Source organism: Acidisoma sp. PAMC 29798, assembly GCF_030252425.1.
Lineage (GTDB): Bacteria > Pseudomonadota > Alphaproteobacteria > Acetobacterales > Acetobacteraceae > Acidisoma > Acidisoma cladoniae.
Genome location: NZ_CP126994.1, coordinates 2,776,851 through 2,799,336, shown reverse-complemented (window position 1 = coordinate 2,799,336; position 22,486 = coordinate 2,776,851). Strand labels below are relative to the sequence as shown.

The following is a 22,486-nucleotide window of genomic DNA, read 5'->3' as shown; positions in this document are numbered from 1 at the left end:
TACACTCCGCTAGTGTCAATTCGTCAATCGGAGACTTCAAACCATGAGCCTGAGCATTACCGGCGGAGAGGCGCTGCTGCCCGAGCGCGGCCTCACACCCGCCGACATCCATACGGATGGCGGCCTGATCGTGGAGAAGGGCGCAGGCGGCCGACGGCTTGATGCGAGCGGCTTGCTGGTGCTGCCCGGCATCGTCGATCTGCATGGCGACGCCTTTGAGCGGCAGATTCAGCCCCGCCCCGGTGTCGCTTTCCCAATGGATCTCGCTTTGGCGGAAACCGAGGCGCAATTGCTCGCCAATGGCATCACCACGGCCTTCCATGGCGTGACGCTGAGTTGGGAGCACGGGCTGCGCAGCAAGGAGACCTGGGCGTTGCTGCTGGCGGCACTCGCCGCGAACCGCCCGCGCCAGATGTGCGATATGCGCATCCATCTGCGGTGGGAGGCCTATAATCTGGATGCGCTCGACCTCGCCATCGCCGCCATCGACGCGGGCGAGGTGCATCTGCTGGCCTTCAACGATCACACGCCGGGGATGGTGCGCAAGATCGCGGATCCGGCTGCGGCCGCGAAATACAGCGAGCGGGCCGGGATGACACCTGATGCCTTCCAGGCTTTGTTGGCGGGCGTTGCGGCCCGTGTGTCTGAGGTGCCGGCGGCCCATGCCCGCATCACGGCGGCGGCCCGCGCGGCCGGCCTGCCGATCGCAAGCCATGATGACCCGAGCGTCGAAAAGCGGGCCGAGTTCCGCGCCGAAGGCGCGCGCATCTCCGACTTCCCGATGAACGAGCCGACCGCCCGTGCCGCGACCGAGGCCGGAGATTGGGTGGTCATGGGCAGCCCCAATGTCGTGCGCGGCGGCTCCCACATGGGTTGGGCCTCGGCGGCGACGATGGTCGAGGCGGGCCTCTGCCACATCCTGACCAGCGACTATTTCTATCCCGCACTGCTGCAGGCGGCGTTCATTCTCGCGGAACGGTCTGATGGGTTGGGTAAGCGCTGGGACCTGATCTCGGCCAATCCCGCTGCCGCTGCCGGCCTGACAGACCGGGGCCATATCGCCCCCGGCCTGCGCGCCGATCTGGTGCTGGTGGCCGCCACGCCGGCGCCGCGTATTGTCGCTACCATCGCCGGTGGTCGCGTCGCCCATCTCACGGCGGAGGGGGCGGCGCGTCTGCACTGACGGCGCCTACGAGATCCGCTGCCGCAAGGCGGCGGAGCCGCGCTCGGCGACGATGACGATGACGAAGGTGAGGATGAGCAGCATCGCGACGGTGCGATACTGGAACAGCTCCATCGACGTCAGCAGCAGGAAGCCAATGCCGCCGGCGCCGACGAAGCCGAGCACGAGGGAGGAGCGGATATTCTCGTCGAGGCGATAGAGCGTGATGCCGAGCAGCGACGGGATCACCGTTGGCACCACGGCGTGGCTGAAGACCGCCATGCGGCTCGCGCCCGTCATCGTCAGGGCCTCTACCGGCCCCATGTCCATATCCTCGATCACTTCTGAAAAGAGCCGGCCGAGCATGCCGATGCTGTGGAGCATGATGGCGAGGGTGCCGGGAAACGGCCCGAGGCCCACGGCCGTCACGAAGATCAAGGCCCATACAAGATCGGGCACGACACGCGCGAGGGCGATGAACATGCGCGAGATGACGTAAACCGGCGTCGCCGGTGTGGTGTTGCGCGCCGCGAGCAGGGCCAGGGGCAGCGCGAAGATCACCGCGACCGCTGTGCCGAACAGGGCGATATCGATCGTCTCCAGCGCGGGCCACAGCATATCCGGCAAGCCGGCGATATCAGGCGGCCAGGATCGACGCAGGATATCAGCGATGCCGTGCGCGCCGGTGATGAGATCCTGCGGCCGCGCATGAACAACGATGGCCGCCTGAATGAAGGCGGCGATGCAGACGAAGACAATGACGAAGGACAAGGCGCTTCGCCGCGACTCGTTCATCGGCTGTCGCGTGAGGGTGGCGCTCATGCCGCGAGCTTCTGCTGCGGCTTGCTGTAAAGCGCGCTGACTTGCTGCTCCCGCACCTGGGCGGGCTTGCCCTCAAACTGAATGGCGCCGTCTTTCATGCCGAGAAGTCGGTCGGCATAACGCCGCGCCAGTTCCGGCTGATGCAAGACGCATAGCACGCCGATACCGTCCTCATGCGCCACGCGGCGCAGCAGGGTCATCAACTCCTCGGACGCATCGGGGTCGAGGCTCGCCACCGGCTCATCCGCCAGCAAAGCGCGCGGCCGTTGCGCCAAGGCGCGCGCGACCGAAACGCGCTGCGCCTGCCCGCCAGACAGAGTGCTGGCGCGCTGCTCCGCGAAGGCCGCCAAACCCACCTGATCAAGGCAGGCCATGGCATGCGGCACTTCGCCTTTCGGCAGGCGACCGAATGCCGTCGCCAGGGTGCGATGCCGGCCAAGCGTGCCGGTCATCACATTGGCAACGACGCTGCGTCGTTTCACGAGATGGGCGTTCTGGAACACCATGCCCATCGCGAGCCGTGCATCCGCCAGACCAGAGCCCGTGAGGCCACTGATCTGGCGACCTGCGACATGGACTGTGCCGGCCGTGGGCTGGAGCATTCCGGCGATGCACCGCAGCAGCGTGGACTTGCCGCAGCCATTGGCACCGAGAATGACAACCAGCTCGCCCGCAGCGAGGGAGAGCGACGTATCCGTCAAAGCCATGCGCCCCGTGGGGTAGCACATGGCCAAGCTGGAAACGGCGATCAATGCCGAAGGATCGACCGGCTCTGGGCTCATGAGCCCATCTTGGCGAGGTCGAGGTGAAGCACGCTGACCAGGCTGCGAATGCCGTCGAAGGCGCTGTCGTCCTGGGCGACATAGCCCTTGCCCTTCAGGCCGGTCAGCTTGACCATATCGGGCGGGATGCTGCTGAGATCGAGGGTCTGCAAGATGGCGGTCAGCTTGGCCTTGAAAGCCGGCGGCAGGTTGCCGCGAACGGAGATGGGGTCCTGCGGAATGGGCTGGCTGGTCCAGAGCGTCACGAAGTCAGACGGCTTGTATATGCCGGCGACGGTGGCGGAGGCGATTTCGGGGCTGTTCATTTCGCCGGCCTGAACCTTGTGGTTCAGAATCGCCTCGAAGCTCGCGGTGTGGCTGCCGGCGTAGATGGCGCGCACGCCGTGGTCAGGGTCGATGCCATGGCTCTTCAGCGCATAGGCCGGGAACAGATGGCCAGAGGTGGACGCCGGGTCAGAATAGGCGAAGGTGTGGCCGGCGACGCCCTTCAGGGTGGTGATGCCCGAATCGGGCCAGGTGACAACGCTCGCGGTATAGGTATCGGGCTTGCCGTCCTTGGTCTCATAGGTCGCGACGACCTGGGCATCGGCGATCTGATGGGCAAGGACGTAGCTGAGGGGACCGAACTCGGCGGCATCGACCTTACCGGCGCGCATCGCCTCGATCGTCGCGGTATAGCTGGTGCCGATTTCGACATCGACCGGGCAGCCCAGCTTGGCGGAGATCAGCGCGCCGATGCGGTGATACAGCGGCACGAAGGAGGCCGAGGCATCGAAGGGCACCACGCCGTAATGCAGCACGCCGTTGGGGCAGTCATTCGCCGCCATGGCGGTGCCGGCAGTGGCCAGAAGGGCCGCCACGCCATAAAGAGCCTGGCTGCAGGAGCCTTTGAGAAACTTGCGCATGTCGAATCGTCCTTCGATGTGGCACGGCGATGGACCGGGGCGGCTTCCGCCTGCGGCGTGATGGCGGCTGTATAGCCGGAGGATCGCCGGAGACTTTTGACATCTAGATGAATATCGGGAGAAGCCTTCCTCCCGATGGCTTAGAGGGGCTTGGAATGCGGTTACCCCGCGTCGTGATATGGCAGCGGATCGCGGATGTGCTGGCCGCCGAGATCGCGTCCGGCACCGTCGAGGCCGGCGCGCGCCTGCCGACGGAAACGGCGCTCGCCCAAAGGTTCGGCGTCAACCGGCACACGCTGCGGCAGGCTGTGGGCGCCCTGTCGGCGGCCGGCCTCGTGAGTGTTCAGCACGGTCGTGGCACCTTCGTGCGGCCCGTGCCGCTGGTGGAGTATCAGCTCGGCGCCCGCACGCGCTTCAGCGAGATTCTGTCACGCCAGAGCGTGTTGCCGGACGGGGAGTTGTTGGCGTCGCGGGAAACGCTCGCCACGGCCGAGGTCTCCGAGATCCTTGGCCTGCCGTCCGAATCACCCGTGATGGTGCTGGAGATTTTGCGCCGGGCGAATGGCCAGCCCCTGACGGTGCATACGGCCTATCTTCCCGCGCCCCGATTTCGCGGTATCGACGCGGCGTTTCGCGAAACGAACTCGCTGACCGCGGCCTTTCGTGCCTTCGGCGTGGCTGACTATACCCGCCGCAGCACCCGGATTTGGACCAGACTGCCAACGCCGGAGGAAGCGGTGCTGTTGCGCCAACGCACGGACGAGCCGGTTCTGGTCATGGAGGCCGTGAACCAGGACGAGGAGGGCCGCGCGATCGAATTCGGCGTGTCCCGCGCGGCCGGGCAGAGACTTCAGGTTCTGATCGCGACGTGAGAGAGGTTTGGGTAGCGCCCGTTTTTGGCGGATAACGCTTCGCTCTTCCGCCCTACAACTCAACTTCGTCATTCGCGCACTTGATGCGCGAACCTACCCGTTATGGCGCCCGCACGCCGTCTAGGTCGTAGGGCGGAAAAGTGCAGCGTATTCCGCCGAAACCGTTTCCGGGTGCCTCATTTTTGTGGCCACAACGCCGCCGCTTCCTCCGCCGTATAATACCCGCGCGCCAGATCTCGCGCGACCAAAGCCGCCGGCCGTGCCGCGGCATTCCCATACCCCCCACCGCCCGGCGTCATCACCTCGACCCGGTCCCCGGCGACGACCCGAATATTCTGGTCCTTGGACAGATGCGCGGGAATATAGGTCTCGCCGCCGCGATGAACCCGCACGATGTTGCGCGCGCCGTCACCGCCGCCGAGCACACCCGGCGGCCCGAAACGGCCGTGATCCATGACGAAGCTCGCGGTGGCTTCGCCGCGCAAAATCTCCACCTCGTAATGCACTCCGAAGCCGCCGCGATGCTGCCCCGCGCCACCGGATCCGTCGCGCAAGGAAAACCGCCGGAATAGAATCGGGTAATATTGCTCCATGACTTCCACCGGCGGTGTCTTGGAAATTCCGATCGTCGAGCAGCCATTCGTCAGCCCGTCATGCAACGCATTGCCGCCATAGCCGCCGCCGGAAATTTGATACATCACATAAGACGTGCCGCGTTTGGGGTCGGTGCCGCCGAGGGCGAAATTGCCCGATGACCCCGCTGGCGCCGCCGTGACGAGACTGGGAATTGCCTGCACCAGGGCGAGGAAAACGGATTCCGCGATGCGCTGGGAGACTTCGGCCGCGCAGCCCGACACCGGGCGCGGATAGCGCGCATCAAGGAAGGTGCCTTCCGGCCGTGGAATGCGCAGCGGCTCGAAGGCGCCGGCATTCAGCGGCACATCGGGGAAGACATGCCGCACAGCGAGATAGACGGAGGAGAGCGTCGTCGCGAAGACCGAATTCATCGGCCCCCGACAGGGCAGGGAGGATTTCGAAAAGTCGAAGGTCAGCACACCCTCCGCCTTGGTCATCGTCAGGGCGATGCGCAGCGGTTCGTTGACCACGCCATCCGAATCGACGAAGGCCTCGCTGTCATAGACGCCGTCGGGAATGCCGGTGAGCTTGGCGCGCATGAGGTTGGAGGCGCGCGTCTTCATCTCGGCGATGACGGTCTGCACAACCGGCAGACCGTAGCGCGCCAGAACCTCGCGCAAGCGGCGCTCGCCAATTTTGAGGGCGGACACCTGCGCCTTGATATCGCCGATGCGCTGATCGGCCACCCGAATATTGGAGTTGATGATCGACAGGATTTCGCGATCGATATTTCCTTTCTTAAAGAGTTTGACCGGTGGTAGCCGCAGCCCTTCCTGCTCGACCTCGGTCGCATGGGCCGAAAATCCGCCCGGCGTCATGCCGCCCGTATCCGGCCAATGGCCGGTATTCTGCAACCAGCAGACCAGTTTCCCGTCATGGAAGAAGGGCATGGCGAAGCGCACATCCATCAGATGCGTGCCGCCGAGATAGGGGTCATTGACGATATAGATATCGCCCGGCTCGGGTGCGCCGACTTCACCTTCGCGAATGAGTCGAATGATCTCGCCCGTAGAATATTGCATCACGCCCACGAAGACGGGCAGGCCGAGTTCGCCTTGCGCGATCAAAGCCCCGGTTTCGGCGTCATAGATCCCGTCCGACCGGTCATCGGCTTCGGCGATGACCGGCGAGAAGGCCGAGCGCGAGAAGGCGAGATCCATCTCATTGCAGACCTGCTGCAGCCCGGCCTCGATCACCGCCAGGGCCAAGGGATCGGTGCCGCCGCCGCGCGCCAGTGTCACCGCGCCATTGGTTTGGACACGAAGGTTGCCGATGGCATCGATCCGCAGCGTGGCACCCGGTTCAATGAAACTCGTGGTGTCCGACTGCTCGATGATGGCCGGCCCCGTCAGCACCGCATCCAGCGGCAGAGAATCGCGCCAATAGACCGGCGTTTCCGCCCAGGCGCCGGCCGCGAAAACGCGCCGCGTGCCGGTCTTTGCTTGCTCAAGCGTGGCGGCACGGGCCGCCGGATCGAGCAGAGAGGCGACTGGAAACGGCGTGCGATGACCGGTCACTGAGGTATTCAGATTGACCAGCGTGGCACGGATTTCCGGCATGCGAATGTCGAAGCGCGCGAAATACGCCTCCTCGAACAGGCTCTGCAACGCCTCGCGCGTGATCTCGGCGTTGGGGATCGCCACGCGGATCAGATGTGTCTGGCCCCGGAACTGCATATCCGCCGAATGGCGGACCTCCGTCTGCTGAATCTCGCTCTGCTGCGCGGCATTGACGGCAAGGCCCCGCCGCACCTGATCGGCGAGGACGCGATGCACCTCCGCCATATCGGCCTGGTCCAGCGGCACATTGAGCGTATTGACGAAATCCTGGCGCAAATCGGCGACGAGACAACCAAGCGCATTGGTCAAACCCGGCCGCGCGGGGATCAGCACCTCAGGAATACCCAGGTCGGCCGCAAGGGCCACGGCATGCAGCGGACCGGCACCGCCGAACGCAAACAGCGTCAGCGCACGCGGGTCGCGCCCGCGCGACAGGGACACCATGCGAATGGCGCCGGCCATATGGACATTGCCGAGGGCAATGACGGCGGCGGCGGCTTCATCGACGGTGAGGCCGAGCGGTTTGGCGAGCACCGCCTCGAAGATGGCCCGCACATCATCGACGGTGACACGCGCGCCGGTGATGGTGAGTTTTGCGGGATCAAGCCGGCCGAGCACGAGGTTTGCATCGGTGATCGTGGGCCGCGTGCCGCCGCGCCCATAGCAGATGGGACCGGGCGTGGAGCCTGCGCTATGCGGCCCGACGCGCAGCATGCCGGCGGCATCGAGCCAGGCGATGGAACCGCCGCCCGCGCCGATTGTGCGCACATCGACCATCGGCACATGAATGGGCAAGCCGTAATCGATGGTGAGTTCGGCGGAGACTTCCGGCAATCCGCCGCTGATCAGCGCGACGTCGCTGGACGTGCCGCCCATGTCATAGGTAACCGCATCGCCGACGCCCGATTGCGTCAGCGTCGCGGCGGCAGCGATCACGCCAGAGGCCGGGCCGGACATGACGGTCTTGGCCGCTTCGCGTGCCGCGAGGGGGGCCGCGATGGTGCCGCCATTGCCATTCATGACGAGCAGATCATGGCGAAAGCCATCCTGCCGCAGGCCTTCCGTCAGCCGCTCCAGATAACGGTCGAGCACCGGCTGCACGGCGGCATTCACAGAGGCCGTCGTGCCACGCTCATATTCCCGATATTCCGACAGCAGCGCATGGCCGAGCGTGATGTAGGCATTGGGCCAATGCGCAGCGGCGATAAGGCCAGCTGCCAGCTCATGCGCAGGATTGGCGTAGGAATGAAGGAAATGAATGACCAGCGCCTCACAGCCGGCATCGCGCAACTGCCGCACGGCATTGAGCACGGCGGCGTCATCCAGCGCCGTGACGACCTCGCCGGAGGCATTCATCCGCTCCGGCACTTCCAGGCGCAGGTCGCGGGGCACCAGCGGCTCGAAGACGCCGACCATGCCGTAAGGGTTGGGGCGGGTCCGCCTGCCGATTTCCAGAGTGTCGCGAAAGCCCATGGTGGTGATCAGGCCGACGCGGGCGACTTTCCGCTCCAGCACCGCATTGGTGGTGACCGTGGTGCCGTGGATGATGAGGTCGAGATCCGCCGCCGTCGCCCCCGTGGCGCGAATGCCGGCGAGCACGCCCTCGGCCTGATTGGCTGTCGTGGTCGGCACCTTGGCGAAATGCACACGGCCGCCGCTTGCATCCTCATCAAACAGCAGCACGTCGGTGAAGGTGCCACCGACATCGATTCCGGCCACGCGTCGGCTCATCGGCAGGGCTCCAAATCGTTTGTATGCACATGATTATGACAGGCTTGGCTCGGTCGTAAAGGATTATCCGATTCTCGTTGACAGGCCGGTCGGCTGGGCAACATGATCGTATGCACACAAAGGAATATCGCTGCCGAGATGACCCGACCCGTCACCCTCCGCGTGAACGGCCGCGCCCATGTGCTGGAGATTGAGCCGCAGACGCCGCTGCTGTTTATCCTGCGGAACGACCTCGCACTGAACGGACCCAAATACGGCTGTGGCCTGGGGGAGTGCGGCGCCTGCACGGTGCTGATCGACGGCATGACGGCGCGGAGCTGCTGCCTGCCGGCCGCCCTCGCCGAAGATCGGGAGGTTACGACGCTGGAGGGGTTGGGAAACATGGAGGCGCCGAGTGCGGTGCAGGCGGCCTTCATCGCCGAACAGGGCGCGCAATGCGGCTATTGCCTCAACGGCATGATCATTGCGGTCACTGCCCTGCTGCGGCGTGATCCGCATCCCGACGAAACGGCGATGCGCGAAGCCCTACGCTACAATCTTTGCCGTTGCGGTGCGCATGTCGAAATCATGCGCGCGGCCATGCGTGCGGCGGCACCACTATGAACGAGTCTCATGGGTTGTTCGTGGTGCGTGACGTGCCAGATGGCGTCGAGACCTTTGTCATGGTCGCGCCGGATGGCAGCGTCACGGCCTATAATGGCCATGTCGATCTCGGCACCGGCATCGGCACGGCGCTCGGCCAGATCGTGGCCGAGGAATTGGAGATTGCTTTTGATCGCGTGAGAGTCGTGCTGGGCGACCCGGACCGTACGCCGAACCAGGGCGCGACCATCGCGAGCGAAACCATCCAGATCACCGCTGTACCTTTGCGCCGCGCGGCGGCAACGGCGCGGCAGGTGCTGCTGACTCGCGCGGCGGAGCGCCTGTCGTTGGCTGAGACAGATCTGCGCATGGATAACGGCATGGTCGTCGCGCCACCGCCCGATAACCGTGCCCTGAGCTATGGCGATCTTGTTTCCGATGAGCGCATCGTGGTGCGCATTGCGGGCGATGCGCCCTTGCGACCGGTGGACAGCTATCGCGTCGTCGGAACATCCGTGCCGCGCATCGATCTTCCCGCCAAAGCCACCGGCGGCTTGGTGTATGTGCATGATATGCGGATGCCCGGTATGGTGCATGGCCGCGTCGTGCGCCCACCCTACGGTGGCATCGATAGCGGCGATTTCGTCGGCACCAGCCTGATCGCCGTTGACGAATCTTCGATCAGTGACATTCCGGGTATGCTCGCGGTGGTTGTCATCGGCGATTTCATCGGTGTCGTCGCCGAGCGAGAGGAGCAGGCGGCTTTGGCCGCGCAACGCCTGGGCGTGTCCTGGAAGCCGGTGCCGCATCTGCCCGATCTCGGCGATATCGCAACGGCACTGCGCGCCAACCCGAGCACGCCGCGCCTGCTGCTCGATCGCGGTGACGTCGATGGTGCTTTGGCCGCTGCCCCGACCGCGATGGACCGAACCTATGTCTGGCCGTATCAGCTTCACGGCTCCATCGGGCCGTCCTGTTCCGTGGCGGATTGGCGGTCGGATGGCATGCGGGTTTGGTCCGGCACGCAGAATCCCCATGTACTGCGCGCCGATCTCGCACGGCTCATGGAGATTGACGAAGCGACGATCGACATTATTCGCATGGAAGCGGCCGGCTGCTATGGCCGCAATTGTGCCGATGATGTGGGTGCGGATGCGGCGCTGCTGTCCCGCGCCGTCGGTAAGCCGGTGCGTGTGCAACTGACGCGCGAGCAGGAACATGCCTGGGAGCCGAAGGGGGCCGGGCAACTCATGGACGTGCGCGGCGGCCTGACCGATGCCGGCGATGTCGCCGGCTACGCGTTTTCCGTGCGCTATCCGTCCAATGGCGCGCCGATCTTGGCGGCGCTGCTGACCGGCAGCATCAAACCGGTGCCGTTGGTCTTTGAAATGGGCGACCGCACGGCGATCCCGCCTTACGATTACGAGAATATCCGTGTCACCGCGCATGACATGGCGCCGATTGTCCGCGCCTCCTGGTTTCGCGGTGTGTCGTCTCTCCCCAATAGCTTCGCCCATGAATCCTGGATCGATGAGGCAGCGGCCGAAGCCGGGGTCGATCCCGTGGAATACCGTTTGCGCTATTTGAAGGATGCGCGCGCCATCGACCTCGTTAAGGCGCTCGCTGACCGTGCCCATTGGGTGCCGCATACCGAGCCCGGCAGCCTGGGCGGCGAGGGCGATGTGGTACGCGGCCGGGGCTTTGCCTATGCGCTCTACATGCACAGCAAGTTTCCCGGTTATGGCGCCGCCTGGTCGGCCTGGATCGCGGATGTCGAAGTCAATAAAGCCACCGGCGATGTCGCTGTCACGCGCGTGACGGTGGGGCAGGATTCTGGCTTGATGATCAATCCCGCCGGGGTTCAGCACCAGATCCACGGCAATGTCATTCAATCCGTCAGTCGTGTGCTGAAGGAAGAAGTGACCTTCACGACCACGGCGGTGGCGACGAAGGAATGGGGCGGCTATCCCATCATCACCTTCCCAGAAGTGCCACCGATCGATGTCATGATGATCCCACGCCCGGATCAACCGCCCTTGGGCGTGGGGGAATCGGCCTCCGTTCCCAGTGCCGCCGCCATTGCAAATGCAATCTATGATGCCACCGGCGTGCGGTTTCGGGAATTGCCATTTACACCGGAGCGTGTGCGCGCTGGCTTGCAGGCATCGCGGCCGGAACTGATTGCCGAAACAACACCCGTCGTCACACCGCGAAAGCGCCGTTTCTGGGGGTTAGGGCTGGGTGCCGCCGGCCTGCTGGGTCTCGCTATTACCGCCATGCCCTGGCGCGCGGCGATGGAGCGTGTGGCGCCGGCGGACCCGACACTGTATTCCGCCAGCACCATCGCACGCGGCAAAATGCTCGTCGCGCTCGGCGATTGCGCTGTCTGCCACACCGAGTCTCTCGCAGGCGGGTTGGCGATCGAGACGCCTTTCGGCAAAGTCTATACGCGCAATATCACGCCCGATGCGGCGACCGGCATCGGCACATGGTCTTACGCCGCGTTTGAGCGCGCCATGCGTGAGGGCATCAGCCGGGACGGCGCACATCTCTATCCCGCCTTTCCCTATACGAGCTTCACCCGCACCAGCGATGACGACCTTCAGGCGATCTATGCCTATCTCATGACGCAGCCGGCGGTTCATTCGGTGACACCGCAAACCACGCTCGCCTTTCCGATGAGCCTTCGGCCGCTGATGGCAGGTTGGAATGCGCTGTATCATCGGCCCGGCGCCTATCAATCCGATCCCACGCAATCGCCGATGTGGAATCGCGGCGCCTATCTTGTCGAGGGGCTCGGCCATTGCGGCGGCTGCCATACGCCGCGCAATGCCCTCGGCGCCGAAATCGCCACGCGGTCTCTCGGTGGTGGCGTCGCTGAGGGTTGGGAGGCGCCGCCGCTGACCAGCCTGTCCCATGCGCCGATTCCTTGGAGCGAGGCGGAGCTGTTCACCTATTTCCGCACCGGCTTTTCGCCCTTGCATGGTCCTGCCGCCGGGCCGATGGGCCCCGTGGTGCGGGAAATGGCGATCCTGCCGGAGAGCGATCTGCGTGCCATGGCGCATTATCTGGCCTCAATGCAGAGTCAATCTGCCGTGTCTTTGGCCGATATTACGGCAAACACCAGTGGTGCCATGCTCGCCTCGGGCGGGTCCGGCGCGCGCTTGTATCAGGGCGCCTGCGCCGTGTGTCATGAGGCCGGCGGCGCGCCGCAGATCGGGGTGCGTCCGAATCTTGCCCTCAATAGCAATATCCACAGCGCGAAACCGGATAATCTCATTCGTGTTATTCTGGAAGGCATCCAGATGCCGGCCTTGAAGGACCTCGGTGCCATGCCGGCGTTTAGAGAGACGTTGAACGATGCGCAGGTCGCCGACCTCGCCGGTTTCCTGCGCCGCCAATACGCGCCAGGCAAGCCGGCCTGGACGGCGCTGGAACAGACCGTCGCCAGACTTCGTTCTTCACATCTGGGTTCTTAGGGAACCATCATGTCAGACACCATCGCGCCACCGCTCGACGTCGTTATTCCACCGGGCAACGTGCGTTGCGATGCTTGTCCGGTCATGTGCAATATCCGACCCGGCCTCACCGGCGCTTGTGACCGCTACGCCAATGCAGCTGGCGAGTTGGTGCGTGTCGATCCTCTTGTGCTGCTCGACCGTGTGATCGGCCAGGGCGGTGCGCTGGTGACCTTCCAGGGCGATGCCGCCTGGGACGGTCGCATTGTGCGCGGCGCCGATACCTTCATCACCGCCATCGGTGCCGGAACAACCTATCCGGACTATAAGCCGGCGCCCTTCATCGTTTCCACCGAAGTCGATGGCGTGGATATGGTGACCGTCGTGACCGAGGGCATCTTCAGTTATTGCGGTGTCAAGGTGAAGATCGACACCGACCGGCATCTGGGGGCGGAGCGGTCCGTCATCCGCGCGCAGGGCGAACCCGTCGGCCATGTCACCACCGCCGAATACGGGTCGCAGATGCTGTCCCTCGGCGGTGTCGGGCATCTGACCGGTGGCGGCAAGAAGGAAGGCCGCGTCACCTGTGAGACGCTGATGGATCTGTCCAACGGCAAGCCCGTCCAACTCACCATCGATGATGGCGCGACGGTGATTGTCCAGGCTGGGCATGCCCCCGTGGTGAATGGCGTGCGGGAAGATCGCATGCGTGTCGGCTGCGGTTCGGCCACCATCGGCATCTTCGCGCCGCAATGGCTGGGCAAGGTCGATGAAGTCGTGGTCGTGGACGACCACATCACCGGCGTCTTGTCAGAGCATCAGGCCGGCAAGCTGCTGGATATTCCGCCCACGGGCATTCGCATGCGCGGTCGCCGCTCCACGCCCGGCCGCTATTTCCAGGTGGCGCATCCCGGTACCGGCTGGGGCGGCACGGATATCACCGATCCGCTGTCTATCCTCGATCCTTTCGATGCGAAACATGGGCGGCCCGGGTTGCGCATGCTCATGGTGAGCACAACCGGCGAGCATTCAGCCTATTACGAGTTGGACGAGGCCCTGCGACCAGTGGCGATGCCATTGCCGCCGGTGGTTCAGGACTCCGTTGCGCGGATATCAGAGAATTGCGAGCCTGCGCTATGCAGCGTGCTGTTTATCGCTGGCGCCGGCGGATCGCTGCGGGCGGGTGTGACGGATAATCCCGTGCGGTTGACACGCGCCGTGGCGACGGGTGTCACGCGCCTCACCAGTGGTGGGGCGCCGGTTTATCTTTGGCCCGGCGGCGGAATCACCTTCATGGTGGATGTGACAAAACTGCCGGAGAATGCCTTCGGCTATGTGCCGACGCCCGCCCTGGTGGCGCCGATCGAATTCACCATGCCCCTGGCGGACTACAAGGCCATGGGCGGCTACATGGATCACGTGCGGCCCTTGGCCTCGCTCGATCCGAATGCGCCGCATCGCCGGGTCACGGGGGCAGCGGAAAACCCTTGGCCATGGGCGCCGTTGTGAGAGCAACCGCGTGCATCCTGCCGAATGGGCGGCTGCATCTGCAAGACGGCCCAATCGATCTCATCGTCTTCGCCGAGGGCGATGTGGATACGGCCTATCGCGCGGCCACGACACATTTCGCGACGGTCCTCGATGCACTCTGCGAGGAACTGCATCTTCTACGTGCTTCCCATGCGCCCCAGCCGCGTGGCGAGATTGCCCGCACCATGCGCGCCGCCGTTGAACCTCTGGCGCGGTACGGCTTCATCACGCCTATGGCGGCGGTGGCGGGCGCGGTGGCGGAGGCGATTCTCGCCGCCATGACTCACGCGGCGCCACTCACGCGTGCGGCGGTCAATAATGGCGGCGACATCGCCCTTCATCTCGCGCCCGGCCAGCAGATGCGTATCGGCATGGTCGCGAAGCCTGAACTCGGCACGACCGAACTCTTCGGTCGTCTTGTCATCGACCACAAGGATGCCGCGCGGGGCCTCGCCACCAGCGGGTGTCACGGGCGCAGCTTTTCCCTCGGCATCGCCGATGCGGTGACGGTTCTGGCGCACACGGCCGCCGAGGCCGACGCGGCGGCAACGGTCATCGCCAATGCCGTCGATCTGCCCAATCATCCCGGTATCATCCGCCGCGCCGCCCGCGATATCCAACCCGATAGTGACCTCGGCGATCGTCTCGTCACCCGCGACGTTCCGCCGCTGTCGCCGGACGAGATCGAAACCGCCCTGGCGCGTGGCCGCCGTCGCGCCGAGGATCTGCTCCAAGACCGCCTCATCGTCTCGGCGGCACTGCATCTCCAAGGCGTTACTGCCATTATCGAACGGGAACACGTCCATGCCTGACATCGAACTTCGCAAACGTCTGCTGATCGTCGAGGAAATCTTCCACGAAGGCGGCCCCGTCGCCACCGTGCCGCTGAAGCGCGCCGCCGCCATCAGCGTCATCAAGAATCCCTTCGCCGGCCGCTATGTTGAGGACATCGCGTTCTTCATGAAAACCCTCGAACCACTCGGTATTGATATGGCAAAGGCGCTGGTCGCGGCGCTGGGTGGTGATCCCGCCGTGGTGCAGGGCTACGGCAAGGGCGCCATCGTCGGTGCGGCTGGCGAATTGGAGCATGGCGCGCTGTGGCATGTGCCCGGCGGCTATGCCATGCGCGCGGTTTTGGGCGATGCGAAGGCCATCGTGGCCTCCGCCAAGAAGGTCGGTGGTCCCGGCGCGCGGCTCGACATTCCTGTCACCCACATCAACGCCTCCTATGTCCGCAGCCATTTCGACGCCATGGAAGTCGGCGTGCCGGATGGCCCGCGCGCCGATGAATTGGCGCTGGTTCTGGTGATGACGACAGGCGCGCGGATTCATGCCCGTGTCGGCGGTCTCGCAGCTGATGCCATTAAGGGCGAGGATGGCTTGAGATGAACTTCCGTAAGCTCGTCACCATCACGGATGAGATCGTCGAGGAGATGGGTGAGCCGGTTTCGCCGCCAACCCGCCGTGCGGCGGCCATCGCCGTCATCGCGAATCCCTTTGCCGGCCGCTACGAGAAAGACCTCTCGGCACTGACCGAAATCGGCGCCGAACTAGGCGCCCTCCTCACGCAACGTGCTCTGCAAGCACTTGGCACAGAGCATGTCGAAAGCTTCGGCAAAGCGGCGATTGTGGGTGAAGGCGGTGAGATCGAGCATGCGGCTGCGATCCTGCATCCCAAACTCGGTGCGCCGATGCGCGCGGTCATTGGCGGTGGCGCGGCGCTGGTGCCGTCCGCCAAGAAACGCGCGACGATGGGCGCGCCCATCGATGTGCCGCTCGGCCATCGCAACGCCGCCTTCGTGCGCAGCCATTTCGACGCGATGGAAATCCGCGTCGCAGACGCACCGCGCCCGAACGAAATCCTCGTGGTGGTGGTGCTGACCGAGAGCGGTCGGCCCGCGGCCCGCGTCGGCGGCCTGGCCACCGCAGACATCATCGGGCAGGACGGGTTGCGGTAGCCATTCCATGACCGAGTATGTGTTGGACGAGCAGATCGGCTTTCTGCTGCGCCAGGTGACGCAGCGCCATACCACGATCTTCGCGACCGTGATGGGGGACGGGCTGACGCCGATGCAATGGGCCGTGCTCGCCAAGCTGCGCCAGATCGGCGCCACGTCACAAACGGCACTGGGACGTGCGGTGTCGATGGATGCCGCGACGGTGAAAGGCACGGTCGATCGCCTGGTGGCGCGCGGTCTCGCCGCGCGGCTGCGCGATGAGGCCGACCGGCGGAAGCTGATGGTGGACCTCACCGAAGCGGGTCGCGACATGACGCTCCGTAACCTCGGTCCCGCCATGGCGGTCAGCCGGGAAACCATGGCGCCGCTGACCGCAGCAGAGGCGAAGCGCCTTTTCGCTTTGCTCGGCAAACTGACCTGAGGCAACATCGCCCCATGAACACTCTCGCGGATCTCGAAGCGCGGGTCCGCGCGGACCTGGTTTGTCTGGATTATCCGGCGCACCCCTGGGTGCCGGAGCGCCAGCATAACGGCGCGCCGGTGCTGGATGTGCTGATCATCGGCGCCGGGCAGGGCGGTCTTTCCACTGCTTTCGCCCTTTTGCGCGAGAAGATCACCAATATCCTGGTGGTCGATACGGCCGCGCGTGGCCAGGAAGGTGTCTGGACAACCTTCGCGCGCATGATCACGCTGCGCACGCCCAAGCATGTATCTGGGCCCGATCTTGGCGTCGCGAGCCTGACGCCCCGGGCTTGGTATGAGGCACGCCATGGTGCCACTGCCTGGCAGGGCCTGGGCAAAATCCCGCGTGGTGTCTGGCAGGAATACCTCGATTGGTATCGCCAAGTGCTTGACCTGCCGGTGCGCAACAACACCGCCATTGTGGCGATCGAGCCGCATGGCTCGCTGCTGGCCGCGACCACGGCTGGGGGCGATGTGCTGCTCGCCCGCAAGATCGTCCTGGCGACGGGTATTTCCGGCAGCGGCGCCTGGCATATCCCGGAGTTTATCGAGAAGAATTTGCCTCGCGCACGCTGGGGCCATACCTCCGAGGCGATCGACTTCGCGGCCCTCGCGGGCAAGCGCGTCGGCGTGCTCGGCGCAGGGGCATCCGCCTTCGACAATGCGGCGACCGCCCTCGAAGCCGGGGCGGCGCGGGTGCAGCTTTGCGTGCGCCGCAAGCGCCTGCCGCGCGTGAACCCCTATCGCTGGATGGAATCGGCGGGCTTCCTCGGCCAATTCGCGGATCTGCCGGACCTCATGCGCTGGCGCTTCATGCGGCACATCTTCACCATGAACCAGCCGCCGCCGGCAGACACGGTCGCTCGCTGCGCCGCCTTCGGCCAGTTCTCCGCCCATCCCGGCACGCCCTGGGAAGGCGCGCGCATGGAGGGGGACGAGATCCGCATCGCGATTCCGGGCGGGGAGCTTGCTTTCGACTATGTCATCATCGGCGCCGGTTTTGTGCTCGACCCCGCGCGCCGTCCGGAACTCGCGGCCTTCGCGCCCCATATCGCGCTTTGGCGGGACCGCTTTACCCCGCCCGAGGGGGAGGAAGACGCTACCCTCGGCTCCTACCCCTATCTCGCCCGCAGCTTTGCCTTCACCGAGCGGGAGCCGGGCGCGGCGCCCGCCCTCGCCAATCTGCACAACTTCACCTTCGGCGCGACGCCCAGCATGGGCCTGTCCGGTGCCTCCATCAGCGGCCTCAAGTTCGGCGTGCGGCGGCTGGTGGATGCGCTGTCGCGGGACGTCTTTCTGGAGGATGCCGAGGCCCACTACCTCAGCCTGCTGCGCTATGACGAGCATGAACTCACGCCTGAGTCGTGGCCGGATGAAGGCCTGGGCGAACCTCTCATGCCTTTGTGATATTACCCGCACAGTTGCCGTCCGCCGCGACTCTTGCGATGCATAGGGAATGAAGGCCGCGCCCCAACGATCTGCTCCCCTCAATCTCAATATGTCGCATGAATCGGATGATGCCCTCATCGTCCGCACCGCCTGGCTCTATTACATGGGCGGCTTCAACCAGGAGGAGACGGCGGCGCGCCTCGGCCTGCATCGCACCCGGGTGAACCGGTTGCTGGCCGAAGCGCGGGAAAAGGGCCTCGTCAGCATTACCATCCAGCACGAGAGCGCACGGGAACTGGCGGCCGAGCAGGCCATCGCCAAAGAGTATGGCCTTGATTTCTGCCTCGCGACGCCGGCCATCGGGTTTGGAGAGACGGCGGATCCCTTGGTCGCGGCGGCCCAAAGCCTGATCAGCCGACGTGCCGTGGGCAGCGCGGGGGCGAATTTCCTGCGCGGCAAACTGTCTCAGGGGCCGATCACCATCGGGGTGAGTTGGGGCCGCACGGTGGAGCAGGTGGCGCTTCAACTCGCCGGGGTCCGCAATCCGGAAGCGCGCTTCGTCTCCCTCATGGGGTCGCTGACGCGCAACTCCGCCTCCAACCCGTTTGAAGTGGTGCAGGCGCTGGCCGCGCGGACGGGCGGGGAAGGGCATTTCCTGCCCGTGCCCTTCATCGCCGATACGGAAGCGGATAGGGACGTGCTGATGTCCCAGCGCAGTGTCGCGGCGCCGCTCGCTTTGGCCCATAGCGCGACGCTCTATCTGGTCAGCATCGGCGAATTGACGGAAGGCGCCTCCATTCGGACGCAGAATATGATCTCCGCCGAGGAATTACAGAGCGCGCGGGCCGCCGGCGCGGTTGGCGACTCGCTCGGCAAGCTCTTCTCAGCGGACGGTCAGCGCATTTCCCACAGCCTCAATCGCCGCACCCTGGCCGTTGAGATCGAGGATGTGCGGGGGCGCGATGTCGTGCTGCTGAGCGGCGGGTTGGAGAAGGTGGACGCCATCAACGGTGTGCTGCGCAGCGGCTTGATCCGGGGACTGATCATCGACGGCGATTCCGCGCGGTTGCTATGGGCGCGCTATGGCGCGGCCTGATCGGATCGCCATCAAGACGCCGCGAGCGGATCGGCGGATTGTGTCGCTTGATCATCGACAGTGCGGCCGGCAGCACCCATCATAGTTTGATGAACGCTGCAAAACCGCCCCGTACCCAGCAGCGCAGGCCTCCGCATCTCGGCGTTGCCGCTCTGGCACTGCTTGTGGCGGGCCTGAGCGTCTTCGGCCGCCGGCCACGCAGGCCCGTCGGCAATCAGCATGTGCCGGAACCCGCGAAAGCGGTCGAGATGCCGCGCTATCTCGGCTTGTGGTACGAATTCGCGCGATACGAGACCTGGTTCGAGCGCGGGTGCGAAGCGGTCACCGCCGAGTATCGTCTGATGCCGGACGGCCGATTGAGCGTCATCAACACCTGGCGCCGAGGTGCGCGGAATGGGCGCCTGCGCTGGGCGCGGGCACGCGGTAAGGTGGTTCCCAATACGCAAGGCGCGAAACTCAAGATCGCCTTTTTCGGCCCATTCTATATCGGCAATTACTGGGTTTTGGACCATGCCGATGACTATGCGTGGTCGATCATCGGTGAGCCCACAGGGATGTATCTGTGGATCTTGACGCGCGACCCAGTGCCTGGGGCGGCGCTCGCCGAAAGCCTGATCGGCCGCGCGCGGTCGCTCGGCTATGACACCACAATTCTGAGACGCACGCGACAACCGCCTGAGCCATAAAAAGCGAGGATAAGAAGGCGAATTCGGTCTTCTGTTCCCAATACGCTCAGGCTACGATCTTCTAAAGGGAGGCCCAATAATGAACGATAAACTGAGGCCGATTTCACCCCTGTCGCGCACCGCCATGGCCTATGTCCTGGCAGGCGGTCGCGGTAGCCGATTGATGGAAATGACCGACCGACGTGCGAAACCCGCCGTCTATTTCGGCTGCAAATCCCGCATCATCGATTTCGCCCTGTCCAATGCTTTGAACTCGGGCATCCGCCGCATTGCGGTGGCAACCCAATACAAGGCCCATAGCCTGATCCGCCATATGCAGCGCGGTTGGGACTTTCTGCGACCTGAGCGAAACGAGAGCTTCGATATCCTGCCCGCCAGCCAGCGCGTGAGTGAAACGCAATGGTATGCGGGCACCGCCGATGCCGTGTTCCAGAACATCGACATTATCGAAAGCTATCGGCCGGAGCATCTGGTCATTCTCGCGGGCGACCACGTCTATAAGATGGATTACGAGCTCATGCTGCAACAGCATGAGGACAACAACGCGGACGTGACGGTCGCCTGCCTGGAAGTGCCGAAGGTGGAAGCGTCCGGTTTCGGCGTGGTCGGCGTAGGCGATGGGGATCGAATTATTTCCTTCCTGGAAAAGCCGAAAGACCCGCCGACCATGCCGGGCAACCCGGATGTCAGTTTCGCGAGCATGGGCATCTATGTCTTTCGCACGCAGTTCTTGTTCGACCAGCTGCGCCGAGACGAGGCGGACCCCAATTCCAGCCGCGACTTTGGTAAGGACATCATTCCCTATCTTGTCGAACATGGCCGCGCCTTCTGCCATCGGTTCACGGACTCCTGCGTGAAGTCGGATGCGCAGGCGCAAACCTATTGGCGCGATGTCGGCACGCTCGATGCCTATTGGCAGGCCAATATCGATCTCACGGATGTCGTGCCGCCTCTCGATCTTTACGATTCCAACTGGCCGATCTGGACCTATGCCGAGCTGACGCCGCCGGCCAAGTTTGTGCATGACGTGTCGAGCCGGCGGGGTGAGGCGGTCGCCTCCCTGGTGTCGGGCGGTTGCATCGTGTCGGGTTCGCGGGTGCGTCGGTCGCTGCTCTTCACCGGTGTGCGGGCCAATTCCTTCTCGACGGTGGAAGGCTCGGTTGTGCTGCCGTACGCGAATATCGCGCGGAACGCGCATCTCACGAACTGCATCATCGACGCGGGCGTGCAGATCCCCGAGGGTCTGGTGATCGGCGAGGATCCGGAGTTCGACGCCAAGCGCTTCCGGCGATCGGAAGGCGGTATCTGCCTGGTCACTCAGCCGATGATAGACGCGCTCAAGCTATGAGCGGTGAGCGCGTCCTGGCGGTTGCGTCCGAATTCTATCCCCTGATCAAGACCGGGGGATTGGCGGATGTCGTGGGTGCGCTGCCGTCGGCATTGGCCGCCGAGAATGTGACGGTCACGACGCTGCTGCCCGGCTATCCGGCGGTGTTGGCAGGCTTACATGCTCCCGCCGTTGTACACCGGATCGACGATCTGTTCGGCGGTCCCGCCACCATCGTCTTCGGCGGCGTCGGCACGGCGGCGGTCTTGGCCATCGATGCGCCGCATCTCTTCGGTCGTGCCGGCAATCCCTACACCATGCCGAACGGCCAGGACTGGCCCGATAACGCGCTGCGCTTTGCCGCTTTGGCGCGCGTCGGTGCGGCGATCGGGCGCGGGCTGCTGGGCGATTGGCGGCCCGATGTCGTGCATGCGCATGACTGGCAGGCCGGGTTGCTGCCGGCCTATCTGCGCTACGGCGATGGCTGGACCAGCGGCGGCACTGCGCCGCCTTCCGTCATCACCGTCCATAACCTGGCCTTCCAGGGTCGCTTTTCGACCGATCTTCTACCCAGCCTCGGCCTGCCCTGGGAGTCCTACACGCCGGAGGCTGTCGAGTTTTACGGCGGCATCAGCTTCCTCAAGGCAGGGCTGTTGCTGTCCGATCGTGTGACGACCGTTTCCCCAAGCTATGCGCAGGAAATCTGCACGCCTGCCGGGGGCATGGGTCTAGACGGTGTATTGCGGGCACGCGGCACAAATCTCATCGGTATTCTCAACGGCATCGACACCGATGTGTGGAATCCAGCGACCGATGGCGTGATCCCGCGCACCTTCGGCACGGAAACCATGGCACGGCGCACCGCCAACAAGATCGCCCTCTGCGAGCGATTCGGCCTCGACCCGGCGGCTTTATTGTTCGGCATCGTCAGCCGGCTGACCGGGCAAAAGGGGATGGACCTTTTGCCTGGCAGTCTGCCTACAATGGCCCGGCACGGCGCGTCCCTGGTCATTCTGGGTGCCGGTCAGCCGGAGTTGGAACGTGCCATTCAGGCGGCGGCCCGGCCGATCGCGATGGGGTTGCTGCTCGGCTATGACGAGGCGCTCGCCCATCTGATCTATGCCGGGGCGGATGCGCTGCTGATCCCGTCGCGCTTCGAGCCCTGCGGCCTGACGCAGCTGTGCGCCATGCATTACGGATGCCTGCCGGTCGTGACCCGCGTCGGCGGCCTGGCGGATACGGTCATCGACGCCAATGAGGCGGCTTTGTCGGCGGGGGTCGCGACCGGATTCCAGATGGCGGCGCCTGATGCCGCCTCGCTCGATCGTGTCATCGCGTGGGTGGCGACGACCTGGCGCGATCGGCCAACCTGGGCACGGATGCAGCGTGCCGCGATGACCGGCGAGGTGGGTTGGGCGCGTTCGGCTGCGCGATACGCGTCGATGTATCGGCAGGTTTTGGGCTAGAGACGATCACTTTGGGTTGAGTCGTCTTCACGTCTCTCGTCATGGCACGCGAAGGCGTGCCAT

General features: G+C 64.8%; 18 protein-coding genes. 14 read left to right on the top strand and 4 right to left on the bottom strand.

Translation table 11 applies throughout. The annotated features are described in order from the left end of the window. The first annotated feature begins 43 nt into the window (after window positions 1-43). Complete coding sequence (locus QP803_RS13490; protein ID WP_284943986.1) at window positions 44-1,183, top strand: alpha-D-ribose 1-methylphosphonate 5-triphosphate diphosphatase; 1,140 nt, start codon at window positions 44-46, stop codon at window positions 1,181-1,183. A 6-nt stretch (window positions 1,184-1,189) separates the two neighbouring features. On the opposite strand, the gene phnE is transcribed toward QP803_RS13490, so the two are convergent. The 3 genes from phnE to QP803_RS13475 are packed head-to-tail and all read right to left on the bottom strand — an operon-like array spanning window position 1,190 to window position 3,671. Next, entirely contained in the window at window positions 1,190-1,984 is a 795-nt protein-coding gene (gene phnE, locus QP803_RS13485; RefSeq protein WP_284943985.1) for a phosphonate ABC transporter, permease protein PhnE, read from the bottom strand. Continuing rightward, complete coding sequence (locus QP803_RS13480; RefSeq protein ID WP_284943984.1) at window positions 1,981-2,766, bottom strand: phosphonate ABC transporter ATP-binding protein; 786 nt, start codon at window positions 2,764-2,766, stop codon at window positions 1,981-1,983. Before QP803_RS13480 ends, phnE begins: the two co-directional genes overlap by 4 nt. Then, window positions 2,763-3,671, bottom strand: a complete 909-nt coding sequence (locus tag QP803_RS13475; RefSeq protein ID WP_284943983.1) for a phosphate/phosphite/phosphonate ABC transporter substrate-binding protein — start codon at window positions 3,669-3,671, stop codon at window positions 2,763-2,765. The genes QP803_RS13480 and QP803_RS13475 overlap by 4 nt, the downstream gene beginning before the upstream one ends. A gap of 155 nt (window positions 3,672-3,826) precedes the next feature. Here QP803_RS13475 and phnF point away from each other — a divergent pair, with 155 nt between their 5' ends. Next, window positions 3,827-4,543, top strand: a complete 717-nt coding sequence (gene phnF / locus QP803_RS13470; protein WP_284943982.1) for a phosphonate metabolism transcriptional regulator PhnF — start codon at window positions 3,827-3,829, stop codon at window positions 4,541-4,543. A gap of 176 nt (window positions 4,544-4,719) precedes the next feature. Here the strand turns inward: phnF and QP803_RS13465 are convergent, their stop codons facing one another. Further along, the gene (locus QP803_RS13465; RefSeq protein ID WP_284943981.1) at window positions 4,720-8,469 is read right to left on the bottom strand and encodes a hydantoinase B/oxoprolinase family protein; all 3,750 of its coding nucleotides are present in this window, start codon (window positions 8,467-8,469) and stop codon (window positions 4,720-4,722) included. Window positions 8,470-8,607: 138 nt separating this feature from the next. On the opposite strand from QP803_RS13465, the gene QP803_RS13460 reads away from it, so the two are divergent. The 12 genes from QP803_RS13460 (at window position 8,608) to glgA (ending at window position 22,423) form a co-directional block, all read left to right on the top strand. Then, window positions 8,608-9,072 (top strand): (2Fe-2S)-binding protein, encoded by a 465-nt coding sequence (locus QP803_RS13460; RefSeq protein WP_284943980.1) that lies wholly within the window; start codon window positions 8,608-8,610, stop codon window positions 9,070-9,072. Then, a complete protein-coding gene (locus QP803_RS13455) occupies window positions 9,069-12,530 on the top strand; it encodes a molybdopterin cofactor-binding domain-containing protein (protein WP_284943979.1) in 3,462 nt (1,153 codons plus the stop codon). The genes QP803_RS13460 and QP803_RS13455 overlap by 4 nt, the downstream gene beginning before the upstream one ends. A gap of 9 nt (window positions 12,531-12,539) precedes the next feature. Continuing rightward, window positions 12,540-14,018, top strand: a complete 1,479-nt coding sequence (locus QP803_RS13450; protein WP_284943978.1) for a 6-hydroxynicotinate reductase — start codon at window positions 12,540-12,542, stop codon at window positions 14,016-14,018. Further along, a complete protein-coding gene (locus QP803_RS13445) occupies window positions 14,015-14,851 on the top strand; it encodes a UPF0280 family protein (RefSeq protein ID WP_284943977.1) in 837 nt (278 codons plus the stop codon). The genes QP803_RS13450 and QP803_RS13445 overlap by 4 nt, the downstream gene beginning before the upstream one ends. After that, entirely contained in the window at window positions 14,844-15,428 is a 585-nt protein-coding gene (locus QP803_RS13440) for an amino acid synthesis family protein (protein WP_284943976.1), read from the top strand. The genes QP803_RS13445 and QP803_RS13440 overlap by 8 nt, the downstream gene beginning before the upstream one ends. Continuing rightward, entirely contained in the window at window positions 15,425-15,997 is a 573-nt protein-coding gene (locus tag QP803_RS13435; RefSeq protein ID WP_284943975.1) for an amino acid synthesis family protein, read from the top strand. Before QP803_RS13440 ends, QP803_RS13435 begins: the two co-directional genes overlap by 4 nt. A 7-nt stretch (window positions 15,998-16,004) precedes the next feature. After that, a complete protein-coding gene (locus QP803_RS13430; protein ID WP_284943974.1) occupies window positions 16,005-16,418 on the top strand; it encodes a MarR family winged helix-turn-helix transcriptional regulator in 414 nt (137 codons plus the stop codon). A 14-nt stretch (window positions 16,419-16,432) separates the two neighbouring features. Continuing rightward, window positions 16,433-17,866: an NAD(P)-binding domain-containing protein gene (locus QP803_RS13425; protein WP_284943973.1), complete on the top strand. Its 1,434-nt coding sequence runs from the start codon at window positions 16,433-16,435 to the stop codon at window positions 17,864-17,866. A 49-nt stretch (window positions 17,867-17,915) separates the two neighbouring features. Continuing rightward, window positions 17,916-18,944, top strand: coding sequence for a sugar-binding transcriptional regulator (locus QP803_RS13420; protein WP_284943972.1), 1,029 nt, complete (start codon window positions 17,916-17,918; stop codon window positions 18,942-18,944). Window positions 18,945-18,991: 47 nt separating this feature from the next. After that, entirely contained in the window at window positions 18,992-19,630 is a 639-nt protein-coding gene (locus QP803_RS13415; RefSeq protein WP_284943971.1) for a lipocalin family protein, read from the top strand. Between the two features lie 79 nt (window positions 19,631-19,709). After that, complete coding sequence (gene glgC, locus QP803_RS13410; protein ID WP_284943970.1) at window positions 19,710-20,978, top strand: glucose-1-phosphate adenylyltransferase; 1,269 nt, start codon at window positions 19,710-19,712, stop codon at window positions 20,976-20,978. After that, window positions 20,975-22,423: a glycogen synthase GlgA gene (gene glgA / locus QP803_RS13405; RefSeq protein ID WP_284943969.1), complete on the top strand. Its 1,449-nt coding sequence runs from the start codon at window positions 20,975-20,977 to the stop codon at window positions 22,421-22,423. Before glgC ends, glgA begins: the two co-directional genes overlap by 4 nt. The last annotated feature ends 63 nt before the right edge of the window (window positions 22,424-22,486 follow it).

What these genes read in the sequence shown, in the direction of transcription:
- QP803_RS13420 (WP_284943972.1), top strand. Translation starts at nt 17,916, where the DNA reads ATGAAGGCCGCGCCCCAACGATCTGCTCCCCTCAATCTCAATATGTCG.
- glgC (WP_284943970.1), top strand. Translation starts at nt 19,710, where the DNA reads ATGAACGATAAACTGAGGCCGATTTCACCCCTGTCGCGCACCGCCATG.
- QP803_RS13440 (WP_284943976.1), top strand. Translation starts at nt 14,844, where the DNA reads ATGCCTGACATCGAACTTCGCAAACGTCTGCTGATCGTCGAGGAAATC.
- phnE (WP_284943985.1), bottom strand. Translation starts at nt 1,984, where the DNA reads ATGAGCGCCACCCTCACGCGACAGCCGATGAACGAGTCGCGGCGAAGC.
- QP803_RS13430 (WP_284943974.1), top strand. Translation starts at nt 16,005, where the DNA reads ATGACCGAGTATGTGTTGGACGAGCAGATCGGCTTTCTGCTGCGCCAG.
- QP803_RS13455 (WP_284943979.1), top strand. Translation starts at nt 9,069, where the DNA reads ATGAACGAGTCTCATGGGTTGTTCGTGGTGCGTGACGTGCCAGATGGC.
- QP803_RS13450 (WP_284943978.1), top strand. Translation starts at nt 12,540, where the DNA reads ATGTCAGACACCATCGCGCCACCGCTCGACGTCGTTATTCCACCGGGC.
- QP803_RS13435 (WP_284943975.1), top strand. Translation starts at nt 15,425, where the DNA reads ATGAACTTCCGTAAGCTCGTCACCATCACGGATGAGATCGTCGAGGAG.
- QP803_RS13465 (WP_284943981.1), bottom strand. Translation starts at nt 8,469, where the DNA reads ATGAGCCGACGCGTGGCCGGAATCGATGTCGGTGGCACCTTCACCGAC.
- QP803_RS13490 (WP_284943986.1), top strand. Translation starts at nt 44, where the DNA reads ATGAGCCTGAGCATTACCGGCGGAGAGGCGCTGCTGCCCGAGCGCGGC.
- QP803_RS13480 (WP_284943984.1), bottom strand. Translation starts at nt 2,766, where the DNA reads ATGAGCCCAGAGCCGGTCGATCCTTCGGCATTGATCGCCGTTTCCAGC.
- QP803_RS13460 (WP_284943980.1), top strand. Translation starts at nt 8,608, where the DNA reads ATGACCCGACCCGTCACCCTCCGCGTGAACGGCCGCGCCCATGTGCTG.
- QP803_RS13425 (WP_284943973.1), top strand. Translation starts at nt 16,433, where the DNA reads ATGAACACTCTCGCGGATCTCGAAGCGCGGGTCCGCGCGGACCTGGTT.
- phnF (WP_284943982.1), top strand. Translation starts at nt 3,827, where the DNA reads ATGCGGTTACCCCGCGTCGTGATATGGCAGCGGATCGCGGATGTGCTG.
- glgA (WP_284943969.1), top strand. Translation starts at nt 20,975, where the DNA reads ATGAGCGGTGAGCGCGTCCTGGCGGTTGCGTCCGAATTCTATCCCCTG.
- QP803_RS13475 (WP_284943983.1), bottom strand. Translation starts at nt 3,671, where the DNA reads ATGCGCAAGTTTCTCAAAGGCTCCTGCAGCCAGGCTCTTTATGGCGTG.